The sequence below is a fragment of the Gibbsiella greigii genome, from assembly GCF_039540155.1.
GTDB lineage: Bacteria > Pseudomonadota > Gammaproteobacteria > Enterobacterales > Enterobacteriaceae > Gibbsiella > Gibbsiella quercinecans.
The window spans coordinates 1-23510 of sequence record NZ_BAABEM010000043.1; the positions used below are offsets into that span (position 1 = coordinate 1).

24 protein-coding genes and 1 pseudogene are annotated in these 23510 nt (G+C 57.1%); 8 read left to right on the plus strand and 17 right to left on the minus strand.

The genetic code is table 11. The annotated features are described in order from the left end of the window. Positions 1 to 95 (plus strand): IS3 family transposase (locus AC559G_RS18685; RefSeq protein ID WP_498913688.1); only part of this gene is annotated, 95 nt, incomplete at its 5' end. A 238-nt stretch (positions 96 to 333) separates the two neighbouring features. Further along, on the plus strand, positions 334 to 813 hold the full coding sequence (locus tag AC559G_RS18690; RefSeq protein ID WP_498913824.1) for a hypothetical protein: 480 nt from the start codon (positions 334 to 336) through the stop codon (positions 811 to 813). Between the two features lie 8 nt (positions 814 to 821). On the opposite strand, the pseudogene AC559G_RS18695 reads toward AC559G_RS18690, so the two are convergent. Further along, a pseudogene (locus AC559G_RS18695) lies at positions 822 to 964 on the minus strand (tyrosine-type recombinase/integrase); the annotation flags it as partial. A gap of 81 nt (positions 965 to 1045) precedes the next feature. On the opposite strand from AC559G_RS18695, the gene AC559G_RS18700 reads away from it, so the two are divergent. Next, positions 1046 to 1669 (plus strand): TetR/AcrR family transcriptional regulator, encoded by a 624-nt coding sequence (locus tag AC559G_RS18700; protein WP_438598004.1) that lies wholly within the window; start codon positions 1046 to 1048, stop codon positions 1667 to 1669. Positions 1670 to 1718: 49 nt separating this feature from the next. Next, the gene (locus tag AC559G_RS18705) at positions 1719 to 2930 is read left to right on the plus strand and encodes an MFS transporter (protein ID WP_498913826.1); all 1212 of its coding nucleotides are present in this window, start codon (positions 1719 to 1721) and stop codon (positions 2928 to 2930) included. A 13-nt stretch (positions 2931 to 2943) separates the two neighbouring features. Here the strand turns inward: AC559G_RS18705 and AC559G_RS18710 are convergent, their stop codons facing one another. The 9 genes from AC559G_RS18710 to AC559G_RS18750 form a co-directional block, all read right to left on the minus strand. After that, on the minus strand, positions 2944 to 3084 hold the full coding sequence (locus AC559G_RS18710) for a hypothetical protein (RefSeq protein ID WP_498913828.1): 141 nt from the start codon (positions 3082 to 3084) through the stop codon (positions 2944 to 2946). Next, positions 3081 to 4271, minus strand: a complete 1191-nt coding sequence (locus tag AC559G_RS18715; RefSeq protein WP_498913829.1) for a serine hydrolase domain-containing protein — start codon at positions 4269 to 4271, stop codon at positions 3081 to 3083. Before AC559G_RS18715 ends, AC559G_RS18710 begins: the two co-directional genes overlap by 4 nt. Before the next feature lie 190 nt (positions 4272 to 4461). Next, positions 4462 to 5205 carry an amino acid ABC transporter ATP-binding protein gene (locus tag AC559G_RS18720; protein WP_498913830.1) on the minus strand — a complete coding sequence of 248 codons (744 nt, stop codon included), beginning with the start codon at positions 5203 to 5205 and terminating at the stop codon, positions 4462 to 4464. Beyond that, a complete protein-coding gene (locus AC559G_RS18725; protein ID WP_498913831.1) occupies positions 5205 to 6269 on the minus strand; it encodes an amino acid ABC transporter permease in 1065 nt (354 codons plus the stop codon). Before AC559G_RS18725 ends, AC559G_RS18720 begins: the two co-directional genes overlap by 1 nt. Before the next feature lie 9 nt (positions 6270 to 6278). After that, positions 6279 to 7460, minus strand: coding sequence for an amino acid ABC transporter permease (locus AC559G_RS18730; protein WP_498913833.1), 1182 nt, complete (start codon positions 7458 to 7460; stop codon positions 6279 to 6281). A 53-nt stretch (positions 7461 to 7513) separates the two neighbouring features. Further along, positions 7514 to 8563, minus strand: coding sequence for an amino acid ABC transporter substrate-binding protein (locus AC559G_RS18735; protein ID WP_498913835.1), 1050 nt, complete (start codon positions 8561 to 8563; stop codon positions 7514 to 7516). A 133-nt stretch (positions 8564 to 8696) separates the two neighbouring features. Then, entirely contained in the window at positions 8697 to 9458 is a 762-nt protein-coding gene (locus AC559G_RS18740; protein WP_498913836.1) for a sulfite exporter TauE/SafE family protein, read from the minus strand. An 11-nt stretch (positions 9459 to 9469) separates the two neighbouring features. Beyond that, on the minus strand, positions 9470 to 10792 hold the full coding sequence (locus tag AC559G_RS18745; RefSeq protein ID WP_498913838.1) for an MmgE/PrpD family protein: 1323 nt from the start codon (positions 10790 to 10792) through the stop codon (positions 9470 to 9472). A gap of 24 nt (positions 10793 to 10816) precedes the next feature. Continuing rightward, the gene (locus AC559G_RS18750; protein WP_498913840.1) at positions 10817 to 12187 is read right to left on the minus strand and encodes an MmgE/PrpD family protein; all 1371 of its coding nucleotides are present in this window, start codon (positions 12185 to 12187) and stop codon (positions 10817 to 10819) included. 409 nt (positions 12188 to 12596) lie between these two features. On the opposite strand from AC559G_RS18750, the gene AC559G_RS18755 reads away from it, so the two are divergent. Then, entirely contained in the window at positions 12597 to 13217 is a 621-nt protein-coding gene (locus tag AC559G_RS18755; protein ID WP_498913842.1) for a GntR family transcriptional regulator, read from the plus strand. A gap of 12 nt (positions 13218 to 13229) precedes the next feature. Here AC559G_RS18755 and AC559G_RS18760 read toward each other — a convergent pair whose 3' ends face one another. The 3 genes from AC559G_RS18760 to AC559G_RS18770 form a co-directional block, all read right to left on the minus strand. Continuing rightward, on the minus strand, positions 13230 to 13889 hold the full coding sequence (locus AC559G_RS18760) for an ABC transporter ATP-binding protein (RefSeq protein WP_498913844.1): 660 nt from the start codon (positions 13887 to 13889) through the stop codon (positions 13230 to 13232). Positions 13890 to 13894: 5 nt separating this feature from the next. Further along, positions 13895 to 14950: an NAD(P)-dependent alcohol dehydrogenase gene (locus AC559G_RS18765; protein ID WP_498913846.1), complete on the minus strand. Its 1056-nt coding sequence runs from the start codon at positions 14948 to 14950 to the stop codon at positions 13895 to 13897. Positions 14951 to 15145: 195 nt separating this feature from the next. Next, on the minus strand, positions 15146 to 15886 hold the full coding sequence (locus AC559G_RS18770; RefSeq protein WP_498913848.1) for an SDR family oxidoreductase: 741 nt from the start codon (positions 15884 to 15886) through the stop codon (positions 15146 to 15148). Between the two features lie 106 nt (positions 15887 to 15992). Between AC559G_RS18770 and AC559G_RS18775 the strand changes: the two genes are divergently transcribed. Then, positions 15993 to 16901 carry a LysR family transcriptional regulator gene (locus tag AC559G_RS18775; RefSeq protein ID WP_498913850.1) on the plus strand — a complete coding sequence of 303 codons (909 nt, stop codon included), beginning with the start codon at positions 15993 to 15995 and terminating at the stop codon, positions 16899 to 16901. Here AC559G_RS18775 and AC559G_RS18780 read toward each other — a convergent pair. Continuing rightward, complete coding sequence (locus AC559G_RS18780; protein ID WP_498913852.1) at positions 16885 to 19170, minus strand: excinuclease ABC subunit UvrA; 2286 nt, start codon at positions 19168 to 19170, stop codon at positions 16885 to 16887. The two genes, AC559G_RS18775 and AC559G_RS18780, sit on opposite strands and share 17 nt — an antisense overlap. Continuing rightward, complete coding sequence (locus AC559G_RS18785) at positions 19167 to 19586, minus strand: MarR family winged helix-turn-helix transcriptional regulator (protein WP_462616029.1); 420 nt, start codon at positions 19584 to 19586, stop codon at positions 19167 to 19169. Before AC559G_RS18785 ends, AC559G_RS18780 begins: the two co-directional genes overlap by 4 nt. A 375-nt stretch (positions 19587 to 19961) precedes the next feature. Here AC559G_RS18785 and dcuR point away from each other — a divergent pair, with 375 nt between their 5' ends. Beyond that, a complete protein-coding gene (dcuR, locus tag AC559G_RS18790) occupies positions 19962 to 20681 on the plus strand; it encodes a response regulator (RefSeq protein WP_498913854.1) in 720 nt (239 codons plus the stop codon). A gap of 191 nt (positions 20682 to 20872) precedes the next feature. Further along, positions 20873 to 21496, plus strand: a complete 624-nt coding sequence (locus AC559G_RS18795; protein ID WP_121553800.1) for a methyltransferase type 11 — start codon at positions 20873 to 20875, stop codon at positions 21494 to 21496. 87 nt (positions 21497 to 21583) lie between these two features. On the opposite strand, the gene AC559G_RS18800 is transcribed toward AC559G_RS18795, so the two are convergent. After that, positions 21584 to 21718 carry a hypothetical protein gene (locus AC559G_RS18800; protein WP_268993539.1) on the minus strand — a complete coding sequence of 45 codons (135 nt, stop codon included), beginning with the start codon at positions 21716 to 21718 and terminating at the stop codon, positions 21584 to 21586. A 176-nt stretch (positions 21719 to 21894) separates the two neighbouring features. Beyond that, positions 21895 to 23463 (minus strand): alkyl hydroperoxide reductase subunit F, encoded by a 1569-nt coding sequence (gene ahpF, locus AC559G_RS18805; protein ID WP_498913857.1) that lies wholly within the window; start codon positions 23461 to 23463, stop codon positions 21895 to 21897. Between the last annotated feature and the right edge of the window lie 47 nt (positions 23464 to 23510).

The following is a 23510-nucleotide window of genomic DNA, read 5'->3' on the forward strand; positions in this document are numbered from 1 at the left end:
TCGAGTATATTGAGATAGACTACAATTGGCACCGACGGCATAGTGCCAACGGCGGGCTAAGCCCTGTGCAATTTGAGGAAAGCAACCTCGCTTAAGGCTGTGTCCACCGTTGCTGGGCAAGATCACTGTTTACCAGATCTATGAAGCCGAGGATAGAGTGTTTGAGACTCAACGACAACTTGCCATCAGTAGTGCTGGGATTGCAGGTGCTTGGGGTGGAGGAGCGTTGGCGGGGTTGATGTGTGGACCAGGCGCACCTGTTTGCGTGGTTGTTGGTGCTTTTGTTGGCGGTGCGATTGCCGCATGGGAAATCAGCGGGTTCTGGGACTAACTATGTTTAAGCTGCTAGACAACGTTACACTTCAACTCAGGGAAGAACCCACGCCGACAGCAATGGGAAAATATGAAGTCCTGATTGCTAAAAAAAGTACGGGTATCATGGTTCCTGTACAGGTGATAGAAGCGGCTGTTCAGGTGGATGATAAACGGCTGCTGTTATTTCTTACTGATGACGTTCCCTATGAAGAAGCGCTAAAAATCGCACTACTCGACCTGAATGATGGAGCGAAAGAAATACTGACACTGGGTGGCGCATACCTGACAGGATCGTTTACTGATCTGAACATACACCCAAATGCAGTTGAGTTCAGTTTTATTGGCGATACAACATGGCGGGTTGAAATATCCACGACGCCCTTCATGAAACTCCCGTTCATCGGCGACCCTCGGGGCGTTTCGCGTCCTCCGGCTTTGAAGCATTACATTAAAATCACCGCCAATCCCGCACCTGCGCGCTTCGACGGGAGCCGCTAATTTTGTCCTTACCAGCACCTAATTTGTCTGCTGGCGTTGATTTTTATCCTTTCCCCACGGGGGTTGTAGTGGATATGTCGCTGTCATGTGGGGTGAAACGCGCTATGCCTGACTTTTGCTGTAACTGCGCCAGAATACCCGTTAACCCAGTGAGCAACCCGTCATTGACTTGTGCAAAACCGATTTCGTGTTAAATTAGGGAAATATTATTCCCTAATTTAGGAAAACGCATATGTCTGCTACTGGCCATCTGCCAAACCGCCCCTCCCGCAGCCGCGGCCGGCCGCGCGAGTTCAATATGGACGATGCGCTGGATAAAGCCGTGCGGGTGTTCTGTGCGCGTGGCTACCATGCCACCTCCATTGCCGATCTGACCTCAGCGATGGAACTGGCTTCCGGTAGCGTCTACAAGGCGTTCAAGGACAAACGGGCGGTATTCCTTGCGGCATTTGATCGCTACAAGACGGTGCGCGATACGCAGTTGCGTGCCGCAATTAACCAAGGGCGCAATGGCCGTGAGCGGTTGCGCAATGCCCTGAATTTCTTCGCCGCATCATCCTACGGTGCGCAAGGGCAGTTGGGCTGTTTGGTGGTGGGTAGTGCGGCCGAATTGGCTACCTTCGATGACGAGATTGCACAACGTGTCACAGGTTCGCTGGAGAGAAGTGAAGCACTGCTCGGCGAACTGATCCAACAGGGCCAATCTGATGGTTCGATTCCCACAACGCTGGACTATCAGACCACGGCTCGTTTAATGCTGTGCGTGCTGCAAGGCATGCGCGTCATCGGCAAGGCTGGCCGCAGCAAACAGGAGATGCAGGCGGTGGCCGATGCTGCGCTGAAATTGTTGGGCTGATTTTTTTACCCATTTAGGAAATTAACATTCCCTTATTGAAGAGATTCCGATGAACATTCCAGCGTCCCCCAAAGCGGCAGTGAACCTGCCCCATACGGTTTCCCCCTGGCTGCTCCTGCTATTGGCAACTGCCTGCGGCCTGATTGCCGCCAATATCTATTATGCCCAGCCGCTGGCCGGGCCGATCGGTGCCGCACTCGGAATGTCAGGCGAAGCAACCGGGCTGATCGTAACGCTGACGCAGATTGGCTACGGCCTCGGCTTGCTGTTGATCGTGCCTTTGGGCGATCTGATCGAAAACCGTAGGCTGACATTGGCGTTATTAGGTATTGCCGCGCTGGCGCTGCTGGGCGCGGGGCTATCCACCCATCCACTGCCCTTCCTGCTATCGGCCTTGGGTATCGGTGTTGGAACCGTGGCGGTGCAGGTACTGGTGCCCTATGCCGCGCACATGGCACCAGCGGAAATGCGTGGGCGCGTCGTGGGCAACGTGATGAGCGGCCTGATGCTGGGCATCATGCTGGCCCGCCCGGTATCAAGCTTTATCACTCAGCTTTCATCGTGGCATACAATCTTCTTCATCTCTGCGGTAGCCATGGCGCTGCTGGCGGGCATACTGGCCTGGCAACTGCCGGCACGCTTTCCCACCGGGCGGTTGCGTTACCTTCAGTTGTTGGTATCAATGAGCCACCTGGCGCGCGCCACACCCGTGCTGCGCCGGCGCGCCCTTTACCACGCTGCGCTATTCGCAGCTTTTAGCCTATTCTGGACAACCACGCCGCTGTTGCTTGCCGGGCCGGTGTTCTGCCTCTCACAGGGGGGGATTGCCCTATTCGCCCTCGCCGGCGTGGCCGGAGCCATCGCCGCACCCATTGCAGGCCGCGTCGCCGATCGGGGCTGGAGCCGCGCGGCTACGGCACTGTCCATGCTGGCGGTAGCGGCGGGCTTCCTGCTAACTCACATCGCCACGCCGGGATCGTCCTGGTCGCTGGGCCTACTGGTGTTGGCGGCTATCGTGCTCGACTTCGGGGTATCGGCCAATATGACGCTGGGCCAGCGCGCCATCTTCGCCCTGGGCGCAGAATTTCGCGCCCGGTTAAATGGCCTCTACATGACCACTTTCTTCATCGGTGGAGCGATTGGCTCGGCGATCGGCGCCTGGGCTTATGCCCACGGCGGCTGGGCGTGGGCATCCGGCTTTGGCGTTGCGCTGCCCATCGCGGCATTGGCGTACTGGGCGAAGGAAGGACGCTCTCAATGATTCCAACCAACACCTAATCCGGCCTTTGCCATGCCGTATCCGCCACGGAGCGCGCCACACCCACTTTACCGACGATGCCACCAGTCAGAGGTTCGGATAGCGCAGAACCGCGGCGAAACCCCATCGCTGCCATGCGGGAAGAGTTTGCCATCATTGCACCTCCAGCGCGCCGTAAACCGCGTCGCGTAAATCCGTAACAAAACGGCCGTTCATGCCTTCATACAGTGTGTTGGTGAAGGCGACAACGCTAAGGTCCTGCACCCGATCCACAAACCAGGAATGGCCGTAGGCCCCGCCCCAGCGCCAAGTGCCTGCCGATTCCGGCGAAGCCGCAAGAGCAGGATCGCGTAATACAGAAAAGCCCAGGCCGAAACCGAAGCCAGGCGCATCAGGCAGTTCCAATCCGCCAATCTGATCGCACCCCATTTCTTCCACCAGTTCGTTGGGCAGCAGCCCGCCACCGCCCTGGCGCAAGGCTTCCAGAAGGCACAGAAAATCCCCGGCGCTGCCCGCCATGCCGGCCCCGCCAGAGGGAAAGGCCTGCGGATCGAAGATGCGGGCCGGGCTGTAGGCGATCCCAACCGCGCCTTCGAAAGCCGAAACCGTCTCGCCCTCTGCCAGCCGGTGCGGTTGTGGCGTATCGTTCACATAGGCGGTGGGCACGCGCTGCGGATCGCGGGCGACAAAGCCGGTATCGGCCATGCCCAATGGGCCTGTGACCAACCGGTGCACCGCCTCATCCAACGGCGTACCGTGGATACGCGCGATCAGCGCCCCCAGCACATCGGTCGCCAGTGAATAGCCCCAGGCGGTGCCGGGCTCATACAGCAGCGGTTCGCGGCCAAGGCGCCGCAAATTCTCCGCCAGGCTAATGGCCGCGGCATCCATACCGTCCGACACGCCGGCTCGCGCGTAGGGGCCATGCGCATCGGCTTCAAAAAAGCGGTAGCCAAGACCGGCGGTATGGCTAAGCAACTGCCGCAGGGTGATACGGGCCGGGCGGCCGTCAGCCAGGTGAGGCTGAAACGCGGGCAGCCAGCTTGCGATAGGATCGTCAAGGCCGATGTTGCCCTGCGCCACCAGCACAAGCGCAGCGGTGGTGACGATGGGCTTACTGACAGAAGCCAGCCGGAAGACCGCATCCAGGGCCATCGGCCGCGCACTTTCCCGGTCGGCAAAACCGGCCGCTTGCTGGTGGATCAACTCGCCATTGCGGGCAATCAGAATGACAGCGCCGACCAACCGCTGCTCGTCAACTGCCTGCTGCACCACGGTGTGTACACGGCTGGATAGTTGCTCGGGCGGAACGCCTATACGCAGTGAATCAGTGAAATTCGTCATGGCAAGCTCCTCAAAAAATCGGGATGCCCTAACGATATGAATTGCAGGATTAAAGAAAAAGTAGGCTGTAGTTCCTTGGTGTACGGAATTTTATGTCCTTAATTAAACTACAGCCAAGGCAAGGGGGCCGTGTGCATCGCACTTGCATTTTGGCCCCCTTGCCTGCCGCGCTTTCGCCAATTCGCGCCGCTTAATGGCTTAAAATTTGCTCCAGGAACTGTTGGGTGCGCGGGTGCGCCGGCCGGTTAAAGAACTGCTCCGGCGGCGCGGATTCCACAATCCGCCCGTCGGCCATCAAAATGACCTTGTCCGCCACCGTGCGGGCAAACCCCATCTCGTGGGTCACCACCATCATCGTCATTCCGCCTTCAGCCAGATCCAGCATCACATCAAGCACCTCTTTAATCATCTCGGGATCCAGCGCCGAGGTGGGCTCGTCAAACAGCATAATTTCCGGCTGCATGCACAGCGCACGGGCAATCGCCACGCGCTGCTGCTGGCCGCCGGAAAGCTGCAACGGGAATTTGTGCGCCTGGTTGCCGATATGGACTTTTTCCAGATAGTGCATGGCAAGATCCGTCGCCTGCTTTTGGCTCATCTGCCGCACCAACCTTGGGCCGATGGTCAGATTGTCCAGCACGCTAAGGTGTGGGAATAGATTAAACTGCTGAAACAACATACCGATGCTTAGACGAATACGGTTAATATTCCGCACGTTGTCATTCATTTCGATACCGTTGACCAGGATCCGCCCCTGCTGGTGTTCTTCCAGCCGGTTAATGCAGCGAATCAGCGTCGATTTTCCCGAGCCGGATGGGCCGCAGATCACCACGCGTTCCCCCTTCGCCACATTGAGCGACACATCATTAAGTACCTGAAATTTTCCATACCATTTGCTGACGGCATTAATTTCAATAATGAGATCTACGGGCATCAGAAGGTTCCCTCTGGGTTGCGGTTGGCGTCGATGCGTTTTTCCACCCAAATGGCGTAGCGGGAAAGCATCAGGCCGAACAAAATATAAATGGAGGCAATAAACACGTAGGTTTCGATGTAATACCGGCGCCACTGCGGATCCTGCATCACTGCGCTGGTGGCGGTCAGCACGTCGAACAGGCCGATAATAATGACGAATGAGGTGTTCTTCATAGCAGCAATAATATGGTTGGTCACCGCCGGCAGGCAGATACGCAGCGCCTGCGGCAGAATGATTTTGGTGGTGGTGTGCCAATAGCCAAGGTTCAGTACCGCCGCCGCTTCATACTGCCCACGCGGCACGGACTGCAGGCCGCCGCGGATCACTTCAGCCTGATAACAGGCAAAAAACAGCGCGATACCGATAACAATGCGCAGCAGTTTGTTCACTTCCATATCCGCTGGCAAAAACAGCGGGAACACGTTCACCGCCACAAACAGGATGGTGATCAGCGGTACGCCGCGTAACCCTTCAATAAATATCACCGATAAACCGCGCAAGAAAGGCAACGGTGAACGGCGCCCCAGCGCCAGCGCCATCGAAACCGGCATCCCGATCACCACCGTGCCGGAAAACAGCAGCAGCGTTAGCGGCAAACCGCCCCAGTCGGCAGACTGAACAGGCGCCAGCCCGAAAACCCCGCCGCTCATCAATAGCGACATCGCCGCCAGTGAAACACCCCATAACGGCCACAGCAGCCGCGAGTGCCAACAGACCGGCGACAGGGAGAGCGCCACGCTGGCAAACCAAATCAGCATGCAAAGCGCAGGCCGCCACTGTTGTTCATAAGGATACAGGCCAAACAGAATCGGCCGGTACTTCTCGCCAATCACCGCCCAACAGGCCCCGGCAGCCACACGGCACTCCTGCGCGCCGCCGGTGAATACGGCGTCAGTAATCCCCCAGTGCAACAGCTTGCCGCCCACAAAGAAAATCAGCGCCAGCAGCGTCAACGTGAGCACCGTCTGCATCAGGTTGCTGAACAAGTTGTGGCGCAGCCAATCAATCGCAGAATGTTGCATGGCCAATCCTCAGCGCTCTTTAATGGCGACGTAACGGTTAAACAGGTTCATCAGCAATGACATGGCGCTGCTGATAATCAAATACACCACCATCATGATGGCGATAGCCTCCAGCGCCTGCCCGGTCTGGTTCATTAACGTATTGCTGATATTCGCCAACTCCGGGTACCCCACCACAACCGCAATGGAGCTGTTCTTGGCCAGGCTGACGTACTGGCTGGCGAGCGGCGGCACCATGACCCGCATCGCCTGTGGGATGATGATATGGCGGACCATATGCCAGGGAGAAAACGACAGCGATCGCGCAGCCTCAAGCTGCCCCTTCGGCACCGACTGGATGCCGGCACGCACAATTTCCGCGATAAATGCGGAAGAATAGAGGGCGATCCCCAGCAGCAGCGAAGTGAATTCCGGGCTGATGGTAAAGCCACCGCGGAAGTTAAAGCCGCTCAACGCCGGCCGATCGAGCTCGTGCGGCGCGCCGCTCAGCAACCAGACCAGCAACGGTAACCCGATAATCAGCGCGGCGCGCAAGCGGGCCAGCAGCGAAAGGCCGACATTCAGCACCAGCGCCGCCAACAATGCATAGAACGTCCATAGCCAGCCAGGGTGCGCTTGCAAAATCGTAAAGGTCAGGCCGCGGTTGGTCAGATAGCCTGCCCCCAACAGTTCAATCGCCGCGCGCGGCGCCGGCAGGTTACGGATAAGCACCGACCAGAAGATCACCTGCAATATCACCGGCACATTTCGCAATAGCTCCACATAACCTTCGGCCAGCTTTACCAACAGCCAGTTTTTAGATACCCGGCCAAGGCCGACGATAAACCCCAGCGTGGTCGCCAGCACAATGCCGCAAACCGTCACATACAGGGTATTGAGCAAACCGACCAGCACCGCGCGCGCGTAGCTATCGCGCGGGGTGTAATCAATCAGCGTCTCGCCGATGGCAAACTGCGCGCTCTGTTCCAGAAAGGCAAAGCCGGTGGTAATACGCTGCGCCCGCAGGTTGTCGACCACGTTGTTGTAAAGCCACCAGGCAACGCCGGCCAGCAGCAACGCCAATAAAAACTGGTAGCACCAGGCTCGCGCGGTCTTGCTCGCCAACAGGGTGGATAAACGAAACGCCCCAGCCAGCTTTGGCGTTTCAGGTTGCGTAATGCAGGCGCTGGAGCGGTCGGATTGTTTTATCATTTCAGTATCTGCAACGGGTACGGGCCATAGCCCCTGCAACCAGGGGCGCGTCATTAACGAATCGGTAAGCCATACAGCAGGCCGCCGTTGGTCCATAAATTATTGAGATCGCGATCCAGCGGCTCCGTGCTTTGTGGGCCAAAGTGGCGGTTGTAGATATCGCCATAGTTCCCCACCTGCTTGACGATGTTGTAAACCCATTTATTATCCAGCCCCAGCCGCTGGCCAAAATCACCGCTGACGCCCAACAGCCCCTGCACATCCGGATCGGCCGATTTCAGTTGCTCGTCAACGTTCGCCTGGCTGACCTTCAGCTCCTCGGCGTTGAATGTGGCGTAAACCACCCACTTGACGATATCGAACCATTGGTCATCACCTTTGCGTACCGCCATCGCCAGCGGTTCTTTCGAATAGATGCCCGGCAGGATCACATGGTCGTCCGGCTTGTCCGCATCAAAATTCTTAATGCCAGGCAGCGCTACCTTGTCGCGGGCGATCACGTCGCAGCGCCCGGCCAGATAGGCGGCGACATATTCTTTGTTGTTTTCAATCACCACCGGCGTGTAATGCAGATGGCGGGCGGTGAAAATCTGCGCCACGTTTTGTTCAGTGCTGCTGCCCGGGGTGATGCACACCGTCGCGCCGTCCAGATCGTCGATTTTTTTCACGCCGCTATCGGCGCGAACCATAAAGCCGGTGCCAGTGTAAAAGTTAGGCGGCGCGAAATTCAGCCCCAGCGACACATCGCGGTTCAGGGAAGCCGTGATATTGCGCGACAGCACGTCCACCTCGCCGGACTGTATCGCCGGGAAGCGCTGCGCCGTCGACAGCGGGGTAAAACGCACTTTGTTGGCGTCGCCAAACACCGCCGCCGCCAGCGCGCGGCAAAAATCCACATCCAACCCGGCCCAGTTGCCTTTGCCGTCGATTGACGAAAAACCGTGGCGAGCGGGATGCACGCCGCAAACCAGCTCGCCACGCGCTTTAATTTTCTTTAGCGTGGCGCCATCGGTTGCCGGGGCCTGCTCGGCATGAGCCGAAAAGGCAAGGTGGCCTAACGCGATCAGCAAGACGGCGGCGTATGACTTGGTTCTTTTCAACATAAGCGTCCCCTATTCCCATTAATTAATTGTATTTATTAAGCTTTAAAATTTATAACTCATCGGTACACCTATGTTTGGCGCAACGTCGTGTCTTGGCAAAGAAGGGTTCCGCCAGAGCAAATGCGAAAATGATCTAAGCGCCCCAGCCCTGGATGCCTTGCCAGAGCAGTTGCACGCTTAACAACAGCATCGTCAGCCGGAACGCCAGGCGAAACAACTTCTCCGGCAAGTTATCGAGCAGCCGGGTGCCAAGCCAGGTTCCCAAGGCGCCACTGGCGATCATCGCAGCCAACATCGGCAACCAACTGGCCCAGGCAAACCCCATCAAGCCGAATGCCAAAATCTTCAGCCCATGCTGAAGCACCATGCAGGTGGCATGAGTGGCAATGAGCGGCTGTTTTTTCAGCCCCTGGGAGCTAATCAGCCCGGCGACCATCGGGCCGGTGGCGCCAACAATCATCGTGCCGATGCTGCTGATGCCGCCGCCAATAATGAACAACGGCCGATTAAGCAGTTTGGCCTCGCCACGCTTATGCCACACCGACCACAGGATAAATGCCCCAAGCGCGATGCGCGCCGCACTGTCCGGGATGATCGCGGCAACCGGCGCGCCAAGCGCAATGCCAACGGCGCTGCCGAGTAAAAACCACAGCACTAACGGCCAGACCACATAAGCCCGCTGAATAAGGGTTCGGCTAAGGTTGGAACCCAACTGCACCATGCCGTGTACCGGCATCAGGCTGCTCACCGGCATCCCCAGGCCCATGACGGCCAAGAGCGCGGTGCCGCCACCAAGCCCCATCGCGGCCGTCAACGCCGAGGTAAGAAAGCTGCAGCACACCATCACTCCTGCAAACAGCGGCGTGATTTCCGCCGGGATCATCTGTAATGCCATGGCCGCTCCATTCAGCGATAATCGTCCTGCAACAACCGCTGGTACAGCGCCTGCGCGGCTTCTTGCGGCATAACGCGGCCGGCGCAATCAAGAAATTTTTGCGCCAGCAACCCCGCCGGCAAAGGGTTGTCCGCACTGGAGCCACGCGCCCCCGAAATGATCTGGTGAAATTGCCGCCCGTCGGTGGTTGTCAGCGTGACCTCTGCGCGGTGAGTAGCCGCATCATCATGGCAGCCCAACGTCACTTTGCGCATCAGCGCCTGGGTTGCCGGATCGGCAAAGCGTGCATGCTCAATAAAATCATCCAGCGCCAGAGTTCCGGCGACAAAAGCACGCGCCACGCAATAGTGCAGGCTGAATTTGCCGGCCAGCGGATTTTCCGGTTGCGGTATGTTGATATGCGGAAAACGAATCGGATGCACCCGCACCGCAATGCCCGCCACCTGCTCCGGATCGAGGCCGGTCTGTTCGCGCAGCGCCAACACGCCATCCAGCGGCGACAGAATGGCGTAACAGCAGGAAACGTATTTAAAGTTATTGCTTTTCTCGGTATCGAGAATATGCGGCGTGCCGTCCCAGCGTTGCGTTAACGGCGTCGAATCCACATTGTCGATGCCGTTATACACATGGAAATAACCGTGGTGATGCTCAAAGGCCGTTTGCCCGGCGCTAAAGCCCTCCTGCGCCAGCCGCGCCGCCATAACGGCGCTGCGTGCGGCCTGCCCAACCACCAATGCCTTGGTCTGGCTGCCGAAATTGGACTTGATGCCGGAAGCCAGAGATGCGCAAATCGACAGTGCTGTTGCCGTCTGTTCCTCATTCAAATCCAGCAAAACGGCGCAGGCCGCCACGCCGGCGAAAATCCCCACAGTGGTCGTCGGGTGCCAACCGTGCCGGTATTGATACGGGCTAACGGCCTTGCCCATCCGCACGGCGGTTTCATAGCCGGTAAGATAAGCCAGCAGCACCGCATCGCCGCTGAGTTCCCGCTCATCGGCCAACGCCAGCAGGGCTGGCAGAACGGCCACAGAAATATGCCCGTGCAGCCAGGAATTGGAATCATCAAAATCCAACAGGTGGGCCGACACGCCGTTAAGCAGCGCCGCATCCAAGGCGTTCAGCCGCAGGTCGGTGCCGAAAATACGGCTTTTCCCTGCGGCGGCGGAAGGCAGCACCACGCGCCGCAGTTTGGTTGCGCCGTCCTGAACGCCGCCTGCCAGCGTGACGCCCAACGTATCAATGATGGCAATCCGGGCCTGCTCTTGCGCCGCCGGCGAAAAGGCCTGGCGGGAAAAGCGCAACAGATTTTCGGCAAATTGCCGGGCAATGGTCATGAAACAAATTTCCTTGCAAAAGAATTAATAATCGCCGGCAAGCAGCGCGGTGATTTGCGCCAGGGCCCCAGGCTGCTCAAAATGCGCCGCCGCCTGATAGAGCGCGGCGCTACGTGTGGCGCCCAGCACCGGAATCGTCAGCGCGTCGAATTTGGCGCGCAATTCTGCGTCCGTCAGCGGGTTTTGTGCGTGGCCGCGATACACGTCCGTGTGCGCACGCAGGTGTTCGCCATCCTCCAGCCACACATCGATAAACGCCGAGCTGGCGGACTGGCCTTCGACGGCCTCCACGTACAGGCGCGCCAGCAAGGCGCGTGCATTCGGATCGTCCACCGTTTGTTGGGTGAAATCCGTATCGGTCAGGGCATAACCGCTCAGCGCCAACGCAATGCAGTGGGGAATGCTGAATTTGCTCTCCAGCGGCGTTTTCGGATCCATGATCCCGGCATTGACCATCCCCATGGGGTGCACCTTCGCCGCAATCCGCGCGATCCGGCGCCCTTTAATCTGCGGGTAAATTTGCCGGGCGGTTTCAATCGAGGCATGGGTTCCGCGGCAACTGGCATACAGCTTGTATCCGTTGGTCAGCAGTTCCCAGTTCTTGCCGAAATCAAGCGGTGGGATTTCTACGTTGCCGTCCTGAATAAAGTGTTTCACCCAGCCATCCGCTTCGTAGAAATGATGGGCGCCGACAAACCCTTCCGTAGCCAGTTGCGCGGCGAGAATACCGTCCATCGCCGCTTTCCCCGCATGGAACGGTTTACCGTGGGTACCGGAAGATTTCTGTAAACCGCCCATCATGGTAGCGGCCGCGCCGAGCGCGTTACGGATTTGCTGTTCCGTCAGCCCCAGAATGGAAGAAGCAACCGCCGCTGCCCCTGCGCGCCCGACAACCGAGGTCGGATGAAAACCACGGCGCTGCAAATTACGCCCGACGCCCGGCACCCAACCGCCGCCCAATTTCGCCATCACCTCAAAACCGGCGATAAAGGCATTTAGCACACGCTCTTCACTCACCGGGTGCGCCTGCGCCATCGCCAGCGCAGTTGACCAGCAAGGCCCGCCAGGGTGGCCCGCACCGGCTGGATGGGTGTCGTCATAATCCGCCGCGTGCGCCATCGTGGCATTGATTAACGCCGCTAGGGCCGGTGTGGTGGTCTTGCCCAAAAAAATCCGTGCGTCGCCTGCCGCATTCCAGGCGCCGGCGACTTTGCGCACCGCACACACCGCATCGTCATTTGCCGCCCCGAGAGCCACGCCAAGAAAGTCTATCAACGCGCGTTTGGCCTCGTGCTGCACTGCGGATGGAACAACAAGCGCATGCGCATGATGAATAAAATGACTAAGCTGCGTGCCCCTGGTGCGGGCCGTTCCCGCAGCGTCTGTGATTGCCATTACCGTTTTCCTGTTGCCAGCCAACAAAATAAGTGTTGAAAAACAAGTTGATGTGTAATTGAATCCATTTGTATACAATTAATATTGAGCTAAACATATCAGTGCCGATAAGCAGGGCAAAAGATGATTTTTAGATATGTTAAGAACAAAATTAGCAAAGCGGCCGTTAATCCACTGCCGGCGCGCAACAGGAGCAAGGCGACCCGTCTGGGCAGGTGCGTAAACGGTAAAACCTGCCATAATTGCCGGCACCAGAAACCCGAATCGCCGTTCAGCCAAAGCGGCCAGCCGCCGCTGATAACGCGGTTACCGCGGCAATAGAGCGAACGTTTCCAGCGTTAATAATTTGAAAAATTTAAATTAAACTCAAAAAAACATGAAATTAAAACAAAACGATGAAATCGTGACAATGTCACCTTTTGAAGTACTGATCGCCGCGATTGAAAAAGGCGAGCTTTTACCCGGCCAGCGTTTACAGGAAACGCGGCTGGCGGAACAGTTTGGCATGAGCAGAACCCCAATACGTGAAGCGCTTCACCGGCTGGAAACGCTCGGGCTGGCAGAGCCGGGGCCGCAGCGCGGGTTGATTGTCGCCAATATCAGTTATGAAAGGCTGCGCCAGCTGTTCGCCGTGCGCGAAGGGTTGGAAAAACTCGCGATGCAATTGGCCGTTTCAAGCGCCTCTGATGAAGAGATTGCGCTGTTGCAGGATTTGATCAACGCCGAACAAACGTTGACGGACAGTAAAGCCCTGCACGATCATAACCGGCAGTTTCACCGGCAAATTTATCGTTCCACGCATAACCCCTATCTTAACGAGATGCTTGATAACCTGCGCATTCACCTCTCGCTGCTGCGCGGCACAACCTATGCGCTTGCGGAACGGGCCGAAGAAGCCAAACAGGAACACCAGGCGATAGTCGACGCCCTCGCCCGCCGCGATTGCGCCGCCGCGCAAGAGGCCGCCTGCCAACACATCCGCAACGGGTATCGCGCGCGCCTTGCCATCATCAGCCAAAACGAACGCTAAACCGGCGGCAGGCTATTTCCCGCCCATGCCGGCTGGTTGCTGCTGCAGTTGATAACCGCCGCCCGCCAGCGGCTTCAGCATCGGCAAACAGTTCAGCAAACGTTGCGTATAAGGATGGCGCGGCGCGTCCAGCACGTCATCGCTCCAGCCGCTTTCCACCAGCCGCCCTTGCTCCATCACCAAAATGCGATCGGCGATTTGCTCCACCGCGCCTAAATCATGGGTGATGAACAGGCAGGCAAAGCCGTAGTTTTCCTGTAGCCGCTTCAACAACTGCAGGATCTGCTTTTGCACCGTCATGTCCAGCGCCGAGGTCGGCTCATCGGCGATGATAAACGCGGGCCGGCGAATAATGGCACGGGCGATCACCACCCGCTGCCGCTGCCCGCCAGAAAGCTGATGCGGATAGCGCGTCAGAAAGTTTTCGCCCAGCCCTACTTCGTGCAACACCTCACGCACCCATTGTTCGCGCGCCTTGCGGGTAATAGCCGTCTCCAGCAGCAATGGCTCGGCCAGTATCGCGGCAATGCGCATGCGTGGATCGAGCGACGAGAACGGATCCTGCTGAATGATCTGGCATTCGCGCCGCCATTCGTCCCGTTCGCGTTTGCTGGCCTGCGTCACAACCGTGCCGCGAAAGCTTAAAATGCCCGCCGCCGGTCTGCCCGCCAATCGCCTTACGCGGCCAGCGTTTTTATATCAATCACGAAGCGGTATTTCACATCGCTTTTCAGCATCCGCTCATAGGCGTGGTTGATCTCATCCATGTTGATCAGTTCAACATCCGCCGTTATGTTGTGCTCGCCGCAAAAATCCAGCATTTCCTGGGTTTCCGCGATGCCGCCAATGCAGGAACCGGCGACCGAGCGGCGCCCCAATACCATTGGAATCGTGTTCAACACCGGATCGATATCACCGAGCAAACCGACAAACACCAGCGTGCCGTCCAGCGTCAGCGTGGGCATATACGGGTTGATATCGTGAATGTAAGGCACGGTATCAATGATCAGTTCAAACTCGCTTTTCACCGCCGCCATCTGTTTGGCATCGGTGGAGATCACCACATGGTCGGCGCCAAGGCGCTTGGCGTCAGCTTCTTTGCCTGGCGAGCGGGTAAACAACGTCACTTCTGCGCCCAGCGCATGCGCCAACTTGAGCGCCATATGCCCCAGCCCGCCCAGCCCCACCACGGCGACCTTACTGCCTTTGGTTACCCCCCAACGGCGCAGCGGCGACCAGGTGGTGATGCCCGCACACAGCAATGGCGCCACCGCCTGCAAATCCAGGTTCTCAGGAACACGTAATACAAAGTCTTGCGAACAAACGATTTTTTGCGAGTAACCGCCGTAGGTCACGCTATGATCGTGGCGATCGATGCCGTTATAGGTCTGCACATTGCCCTGTTCGCAATACTGCTCCAGCCCTTTTTTACAGGGCGAACATTCCCGGCACGAATCCACCATACAGCCAACGCCCACCAGATCGCCGGCCTTGAATTTGCTGACCTGCGCGCCGACTGCGGCCACGCGCCCGACGATCTCATGCCCCGGCACGATCGGATACTGGCTAAAGCCCCAGTCGTTACGAGCCTGATGCAGATCGGAATGGCAAACGCCACAGTAGAGAATCTCAATCACAACATCATCTTCACGCGGTTCACGGCGTTCAAAATGGAACGGCGCCAGCGGCGCTTTCGATGACTGCGCGGCGTAGCCCAGTACGTTAAATGTCATTACGGTATCCTCTTGTTTTATCAAACAGAATAAAAAGCAAACTGATCCGAATAATGCGCAATGCTCACAGGCGCCAGCCTCTTGGCGGCACTGGCGATATGCCCCGTGACGCTGTTTGCCCTTTACAGAGATCCAGACAATATCGTCCACGTGGAGTTCATTATTGCCTATCCCCACAGAATCGCCCACGCAGGCCTATAGCAGGGTGAGCCCGCCGTCGACCAGATACTGACTGCCGGTAACGAAGGCCGCCTCGTCAGACAACAAAAACAAAGCGATCGCGGCGGCTTCCTCGGCGGTGCCAATACGTGGCAAAGCCAGGCGCCCGGCCACCTCGGCCTCGAAACTCGCGCGTAAAGCCGGGGCCATAAAATCCCGAAAAGGCGTGGCGATCGGGCCGGGAACCAGGGTATTCACCCGAATCCCTCGTGGCCCCAACGCCGAAGCCCAACAGCGTGCGAGCGAGATAAGCGCACCTTTGGTGGCGGCATACAGGCTGGCAATGGCCGCCCCCTCATAGGCCGATGTTGATGCGGTGACAACCACCGATGCGCCGTCGTTAAGCTGCGTGGAAAGTTGCGCCAGCTGTAACGCAGGCCCACGGACATTGGCATTCATCATGGCATCAAAAGCTGCGGCCGTAACCTGCGCCACCTCCCCGACGGCGGCATAGCCCGCATTCAGCCACAGGCCGTCCAACGGCCCGACCTCACTGACGAGCGCAACCAATTCGGCTGCGGACTCTGGCGCCGCTGCATCGTTATAAATCACCCGCGCGCTGTCTGGAAGTTCCCGCCGCAGCGCTGCAAGCTTCGCCGCGTTGCGGCCGGTGGCGATCACCACCCCGCCTTCATGCGCGATACGCAGCGCCCCAGCACGGCCAATGCCACTGGTTGCCCCGGTGATCAATATGTTTTTGTCGCTAAATCGCCCCATCTGTTGCTCCCTTGTGTTGGTTTCTTTCATCCAGGCAACAATAGACTTTTGCTATTATTTAAAAAATATGAAAAAACCAAGCAGGCTATGTGGGGAAACAAACATAATGCGCGGTACTGAATACGCTGAACTGCGTGCTTTCGCAGCAATCGTGGAACATGGCAGCTTCACCCGGGCCGCGGCCCATCTGGGTGTTACCGCCTCGACGCTTAGCCAAACGGTTCGCCGGGTGGAAGAGCGCCTTGGCGTGCGCCTGCTTAACCGCACCACCCGCAGCGTTGCCCCTACGGAGGCCGGCCAACGGCTGATACGGCGGCTGGCGCCGGCGCTGCAGGAGCTTGAAGGCGCGGTGCTGGACGCGAAACAAAGCGCGCAACGCATTGCCGGCGTGCTCCGGCTGAATACCTCACGGGTTGCCGCCGTCACCTATCTGGCGCCGATACTGGGCAAGTTCTTACTGGCATATCCGGATGTGCGCATGGATATCGTGACCGAGGAGCGGTTGATTGATATTGTCGCCGAGCGCTTCGACGCCGGGATTCGCCTGGGCGAAAAGCTGCATCAGGACATGATCGCCACCCGCCTGAGCGGCGATTTAGTGATGAAAGTGGTCGCCAGCCCGGCCTATCTGGCGCGCGCCGGAGAGCCCAAACGGCCGCAGGATCTGGTCCACCACCGCTGCCTGGGTTATCGGCGGCCAAGCGACGGCAGCCTGTACCGTTGGGAGTTCGAGCGGGGAGATGAAAAGCTGGAGGTAGTGGTCGATGGCCCGTTGATGGTCGATGAGCCGGCGATGCTCACCCAGGTGGCGTGCGCCGGTGCAGGCATTGCATACCAGTTTGCGCATCAGGTTGATAATGATATCGCTCAAGGGCGGCTGGTGCAGTTGCTGCCGGAGTGGACGCCCGCCTTCCCCGGCTTTTACCTTTACTACCCAAGCCGGCGCCATATGGCGCCGCCGCTGCGGGCATTTTTGGATTTTATCGCCCAGGCCAATATCAACCGTGCCCGCTGAGATGCCGTTTCAAGAATGGCCCCGTCACCGATGCCGGGGAAGCCAGCATCTCGGTTGCCGTCCCGCTAAAAATCACCTGCCCACCCTGCTTGCCGGCACCCGGCCCCATTTCAACCAGCCAGTCGGCATGGGCGATAACATCCAGGTTATGCTCCACCACGATAACCGTGCTCCCCTGGGCAGTTAAATCATCGAATACCGCCAGCAAACGCGCAACATCTGCCATATGCAACCCACTGGTTGGTTCATCAAAAACATACAGTGGATGCGCACCACCTAAGCTGGCGGCCAGTTTCAAACGCTGCCGCTCACCGCCGGAGAGCGTGTTCAGCCGCTGCCCCACGCAGGCATACCCCAGCCCCACCTGCGCCAGGCGCTGTAATGGCACGGCAATGGCTGTATACGCAGCAAAACGCTGCGCCGCGGCCTCCACCGATAATGCCAACGCCTGCGCAATATTCAGCCCTTGCCAGAATACGGCGCGCGCAGCGGCAGTAAACCCGGTGCCCTCACAGGCATCGCAGAGCGTTTCCACATTGTCCATAAAAGCCAGATCCGTCTGCACCAGCCCTAATCCCTTGCATATCGGGCACGCCCCCTGGCCGTTATTGCTAAAAAGGCTGATTGGCCGGCCGCTGCTGCGGGCAAACTGCGCGCGTAGCAGTTCCAGCGCCCCGAGATAACTGATGATGGAAGAACGGCGGTTTGCGGCCAGCGCGCGCTGATCTATCAACACCGCGTGGGGGTATGCGCGCGGCAACAGGTGGTTGACCAGGGTACTTTTACCGGAGCCAGCCACTCCGGTTACCACGGTCAGCACGCTGGTCGGAAAAGAGACATTCACCCGCCGCAGGCTATGTAATGACTGGTCGCACAGTGGCAGTTGGCCCGTTGGCTGGCGAAGCGGACGCTTAAGCGTTGGGCGTTGTGCCAGGCAGCGGCCGGTTAATGTGTCGGCCTGACGTAAGCCGGCATAGCTGCCCTGATAGACCACGTTACCGCCCGCGCTACCGGCCCGCGGCCCGATATCCACCACATGATCGGCTATGGCGATCACGTCAGGATCGTGCTCGACCACCAGGACGGTATTCCCTTTGTCACGTAGCCTGCACAGCAGTATGTTGAGCTGGCGCACATCACGCGGGTGCAGCCCCACGCTCGGCTCATCAAAAATATAGGCAATGTCGGCCAGGCTACTGCCAAGATGGCGCACCATCTTGACCCGTTGCGACTCGCCGCCAGACAGGCTGGCCGTCGCACGCGCCAGGCTCAGATATCCCAGGCCAATCGCCACCATCAGCGCCAGCCGTTCGGCAATACCCGCCACCACGCTGGCTACCGCCGCAATATTGATACTGCGAATAAACGCCAGTAAGTCCGCCACGTCCATCGCTGCACAATCGGCAATGGATTTCCCCTGGATACGGCAAGACAAAATGGTTGGATTGAGCCGCGCGCCGCCACACACCGGGCAGATTTGGCGAGTGATAACATGCGCCAGCCCCTCCCGCTCCGCCTGGCTCAGGCGGCAGGGTTCGTGATCCAGATAGGCACGCCGCAAGCGCGGCACCACGCCCTGATAACGCGCGGTGGCTGGCCACCCCGGCAACGGGGCCGGCACGGGCAGATCGTCGGCATACAGCAGGGTTTGCCACTGCGCCTCGCTATAGTCGTGAAGTGGCATGTCGTTATCAAACAGCCCTGAGCACACATAACGCTTCCAGCGGAAAGTCCCTGGGGCAAAGGTGGGGAAATTAATCGCCCCTTGGTTCAGCGATTTGCGACGATCAAACAACCGCGTGAGATCCAGTTGGTTGACCAACCCAAGCCCTTCGCACTCCGGGCACATGCCCTGGGGGTGATTGAAGGAAAAGGTATTCGCGTAGCCGACAAACGGCTGCCCAGCGCGTGAAAACAACAGCCGCAGCAACGGCTGGATATCGGTTACCGTGCCCACCGTTGAGCGCGCATTACCGCCCAGCGGTTTTTGATCGATAACAATTGAAGCCGGCAGATTTTTAAGGCTGTCCACCTGCGGCTGCCCATAATGTGGCAGGCGGTGGCGAACAAAGGCGCTGTAGTGTTCATTCAGTTGACGCTGCGATTCGGCGGCCAGGGTGCCAAACACCAGTGAGGATTTGCCCGAACCGGAAACGCCGGTAAACACGGTAATACGCTGTTTAGGGATACGCAGGCTGATATTCTGCAAGTTATTCTCACGGGCGCCGAAGATTTCGATAGCGTGCCGGTGATTATTCTGAGTGCTCATCGGCGGCCGGCCATGTCATGAAGCCCCTCGCTCTCCAGCGCGGCACTTGCCTTATGGCACAGCTCCGTGAAGATAGCCTGTTCGCCCGGCGTCAAGGCCCCTACCAAGCGTTGAGCAGCATCATGGCGCCCACTGGCGGCGCGCGCCAGGAAATCCTCGCCAAGCGCGGTCAGTATCGTTACTTGCGCACGGCGATCGCCTTCGGCCGGCGCCTGCGCTACCAGCCCCTGCTCTTTCAGCACGCGCAAAGCTTTAGATACGCCGGTGCGCGCCATGCCCAAACGCTCGCCCAATGTAGAAGGCGTCGCCGCGCCATGAAGGCGCAGCAGTTCCAGAATATCGTACTGGCCCCATGTGACGGTTTCCGGGTTATAACGGGTACGCCGTGCCACCAACACACATTGCAAACGAGACAATGCATCCTCTAGGGGGCTGGGAGAGCCCGTTCGATTTACTGTTGCCATAACTGTGTATCCTATTGCCAATTGACTGCAAAAAAGAAATCTTAATAGCAAATTACAGGCATAATACTAGCAATATGATTTCCACTTGGAAACCATTGATCAATTACTACGGCGTAAAATACGGGCACCATTGACTCGACCTGTGCCCAATCAGCAATTCGCACTTTCCCCTTCGGGATAATCATTTACACTGTAGCCACAGGGATTGCGCCAGCCCCCTGCCTTTGTGAGCGCAGACTTGCCCCGACGACGGCGCGAACAGGTTTACGCATGGCATGATGCAGCGGGCGGCAATGTAGATATGGAACCAAGGCAAGAACTGCATCCATGATTAACGTACTAATTGTTGAAGACGACCCCAAAATAAGCCAACTCAACATGGCTTATTTGGGCCAAATAAGCGGCTTTCACTGCCACGCGGCCGTTGCCACGCTGGCACAGGCGCTAATGCTGTTAAGTGACTACACGATCCGGATCGATCTGGTACTGCTGGATATCCATGTCCATCAGGAAAACGGACTTGAACTGTTACCGATATTACGTAAACGGGAGGAAAGAACAGAGGTGATTATTATTTCTGCGGCCAGGGACGCCAATACGGTGCGCCGTGCCTTGCACTATGGGGTGGTGGATTATTTAATAAAACCGGTGCCGTTTAGCCGTTTTAAAGCCGCGCTGGAACGCTATCGGCAACAATTACAGCTTTTGGCTCGGCATGAATGTTGCGGCCAGGACGAAGTTGATAGCCTGTTGCGCCGGCTACCCGGCGGCAATAATAAAACCCCCAAGCTGCCAAAAGGACTGACCAGCATCACCCTCGGTACGATTTGCGAATGGATTGGGTGCCAGAACGGTGCAGAGTTCACCACCGACGCATTGGCCCATGCGATTGGCGTTTCGCGCATTTCGTGCCGCAAATACCTGATTTATCTTACTGAAATCAACATTCTTAGCACCCGCGTTTTGAACGGCTCAACCGGAAGGCCACAGCACCTGTATCAGTTAAAGGCCGAGGCGTCGCCACAGCTGCGGGCATATTGCCGCTGAGCAATAATCATTATTATTAAACCGTAACGTGTTCTTTTTCTATCGACGAATTTTTAGTCTTTTACGCTAACGGAAGATAAAAAAACCAAACATATCGCTTTATATCCCCACCAGGGAATAATTTTATTGATTTTGTATACTGGCCTATTGGTAAATGAACTGTTGTTCACAAAAAAATAAGGAAAACCAATATGTCAAATCCTTGGGAAAAGGTTTCATTATCTATTTATGAATCCCATATGAAACTCGATAATGTTAAACAATTGCAAACGCTAAATGAAATTATGCGCGGCCAATTGAATAATTTCCCGGTTGAAACTATTTGCATCCTTGGTGTTGCCGGTGGAAACGGGCTGGAGCATATTAACCCGGAAAAGATACAGAAAGCTTATGGCGTGGACGTAAATGAAAACTATTTATCCGCCTGTGCCGAACGTTATCCTGAATTAAAAAACACCTTAATCCTGTTAAATCTGGATTTGAGCGATGCAAACACCACCCTGCCGGACAGCGAATTGGTTGTCGCCAACCTGCTGATTGAATACATCGGCCTGCCGGCTTTCACCAGATTGGTCAGCAACGACAAAATCAAATACGTATCCTGTGTTATCCAAAAAAACAAAGGTTGCAATTTTGTCTCTGAGTCTCCCTATCTGGATAATCTGCAGGAGGTCGCTTCCATCCATCTTGATATCGAGGAAAGCGCACTGGAAGCATCAATGCGCGCTGCCGGATTTGGCTGCATAGGCCAGGAAAGCACCACCCTCCCCAACGGCAAACAGTTTATCCGCATGGATTTTCAACGCGGCGCATAACCCCCCGCGGATTTAAACATACACAATAATGCCGACAGCCCCATCGGCCGGGATTGTGCCTTCACAACCGGAGATATCATGGGGCTGTCAGTGAATTGTGGTGCCCATGCTAATCGTGCCATGCACCGTGGTTCCTTCCCCCTGGCCACTGCGCCCACTGTCGGCACAGCCGGCCAACAACACTGCCATACACAACGCGATCACCACTGAAAATTTCTTCATTGCCAATAAGCCTCGCCGTTAAAAATGATTGGACATATCGCGCCGGGGGTTAGTTCGTATGTGGTATGAAAAGCGGAGGTAAAGAGATTTTGCCAGGCGTTTTTGTTGCTGGCCTGGTTTTGCACGCAAAAAGGCGGCATGGGTATGCCGCCTAATTTAATAGCTATACGCGCCGTTTATTTTGCCGGTTGGCTACGGATCAGATAATCAAAGGCGCTCAGTGAGGCTTTGGCGCCTTCACCACTGGCAATGATAATCTGTTTGTAAGGAACCGTGGTGCAATCCCCAGCGGCAAATACGCCTTTAACCGTCGTTTCGCATTTGGCATCGATGATGATTTCACCTATCCGATTGCGCTCAACGGTGCCTTCCAGCCAGTTGGTATTCGGCAACAGGCCGATTTGTACGAAGATACCCGCCAGCGACAGATCGTGCACCGTTTCCGTAACGCGATCCTTATACTGCAGCCCCGTCAGCTTGGCGCCATCGCCCTTCACTTCCAGCGTTTGCGCATTCAGGATGATATCGACGTTTGGCAGGCTGCGGACCTTATCCTGCAGTACCGAGTCGGCTTTCATCTCTGGTGCAAATTCCAGCAGCGTAACGTGCTCCACAATACCCGCCAGGTCAATCGCCGCTTCCACACCGGAGTTGCCGCCGCCGATAACCGCCACGCGTTTGCCTTTAAACAACGGGCCGTCGCAGTGCGGGCAGTAAGTAACACCGCGGGTACGATATTGCTCTTCGCCCGGCACGTTCATGTTGCGCCAGCGCGCCCCGGTGGCGATGATCAGGCTGCGGGCTTTTAATACGCCGCCCGATGCGGTTTCAATCTGGTGCAGTTGGCCTTCGCCCGCCGCAGGAATTAATTTGGTGGCGCTTTGCGTGTCGATCACATCTACGGCGTAATCGTCGACGTGTACTTTCAATGCCGCAGCCAGCTTAGCCCCTTCCGTTTTAGGCACGGAAATATAGTTCTCGATATCCACGGTATCCAGAATCTGGCCGCCAAAGCGTTCACCCATCAGGCCGGTACGGATGCCTTTGCGTGCGGAATATATCGCGGCGGCTGCGCCCGCCGGGCCGCTGCCGACGATCAGTACATCGTAAGCATCACGGTTGCTTAATTCCGCCGCAGCGCGTTTTTCCGCGCCTGTGTCGATTTTGTTAACGATTTCACTCAACGTCATGCGGCCCTGGCCAAATTCCTTGCCGTTGAGGAATACCGCCGGAACGCCCATGATATTGCGTTCCTGAATCTCGTTCTGATAAGCGCCGCCATCAATCGCCGTATGCGTAATACGCGGATTAATGATCGCCATCAGGTTTAACGCCTGAACCACATCAGGGCAATTGTGGCAGGTTAATGAATAATAGGTTTCAAAGTGGAACTCGCCATCAAGCTGGCGAATCTGCTCCAGCAGCGTTTCCGCTTCTTTCGATGGATGCCCGCCCACCTGCAGCAGGGCCAAAACCAGCGAAGTAAACTCGTGCCCCAGCGGAGAACCGGCAAAACGCGGGCCGTGTTCAGAACCGGGATTGGTCACCAAAAATGACGGTTTACGTACGGGTTGATCGTTTTTTTCAACAAAAGAAACTTTCTCTGACAATCCAGCGATGTCTGCCAGAAGCTCCCTGATTTCGGATGATTTGGCGCTATCATCCAATGCGGCGATCAACTCAACAGGCTTGGTCAATCTCTCAAGATAGGCCTTGAGTTGGGTTTTCATAGTAGTGTCGAGCATGATGTCTCCCTGGCAGAAAAACGGGTGCAATGCACCCGATTACGTGA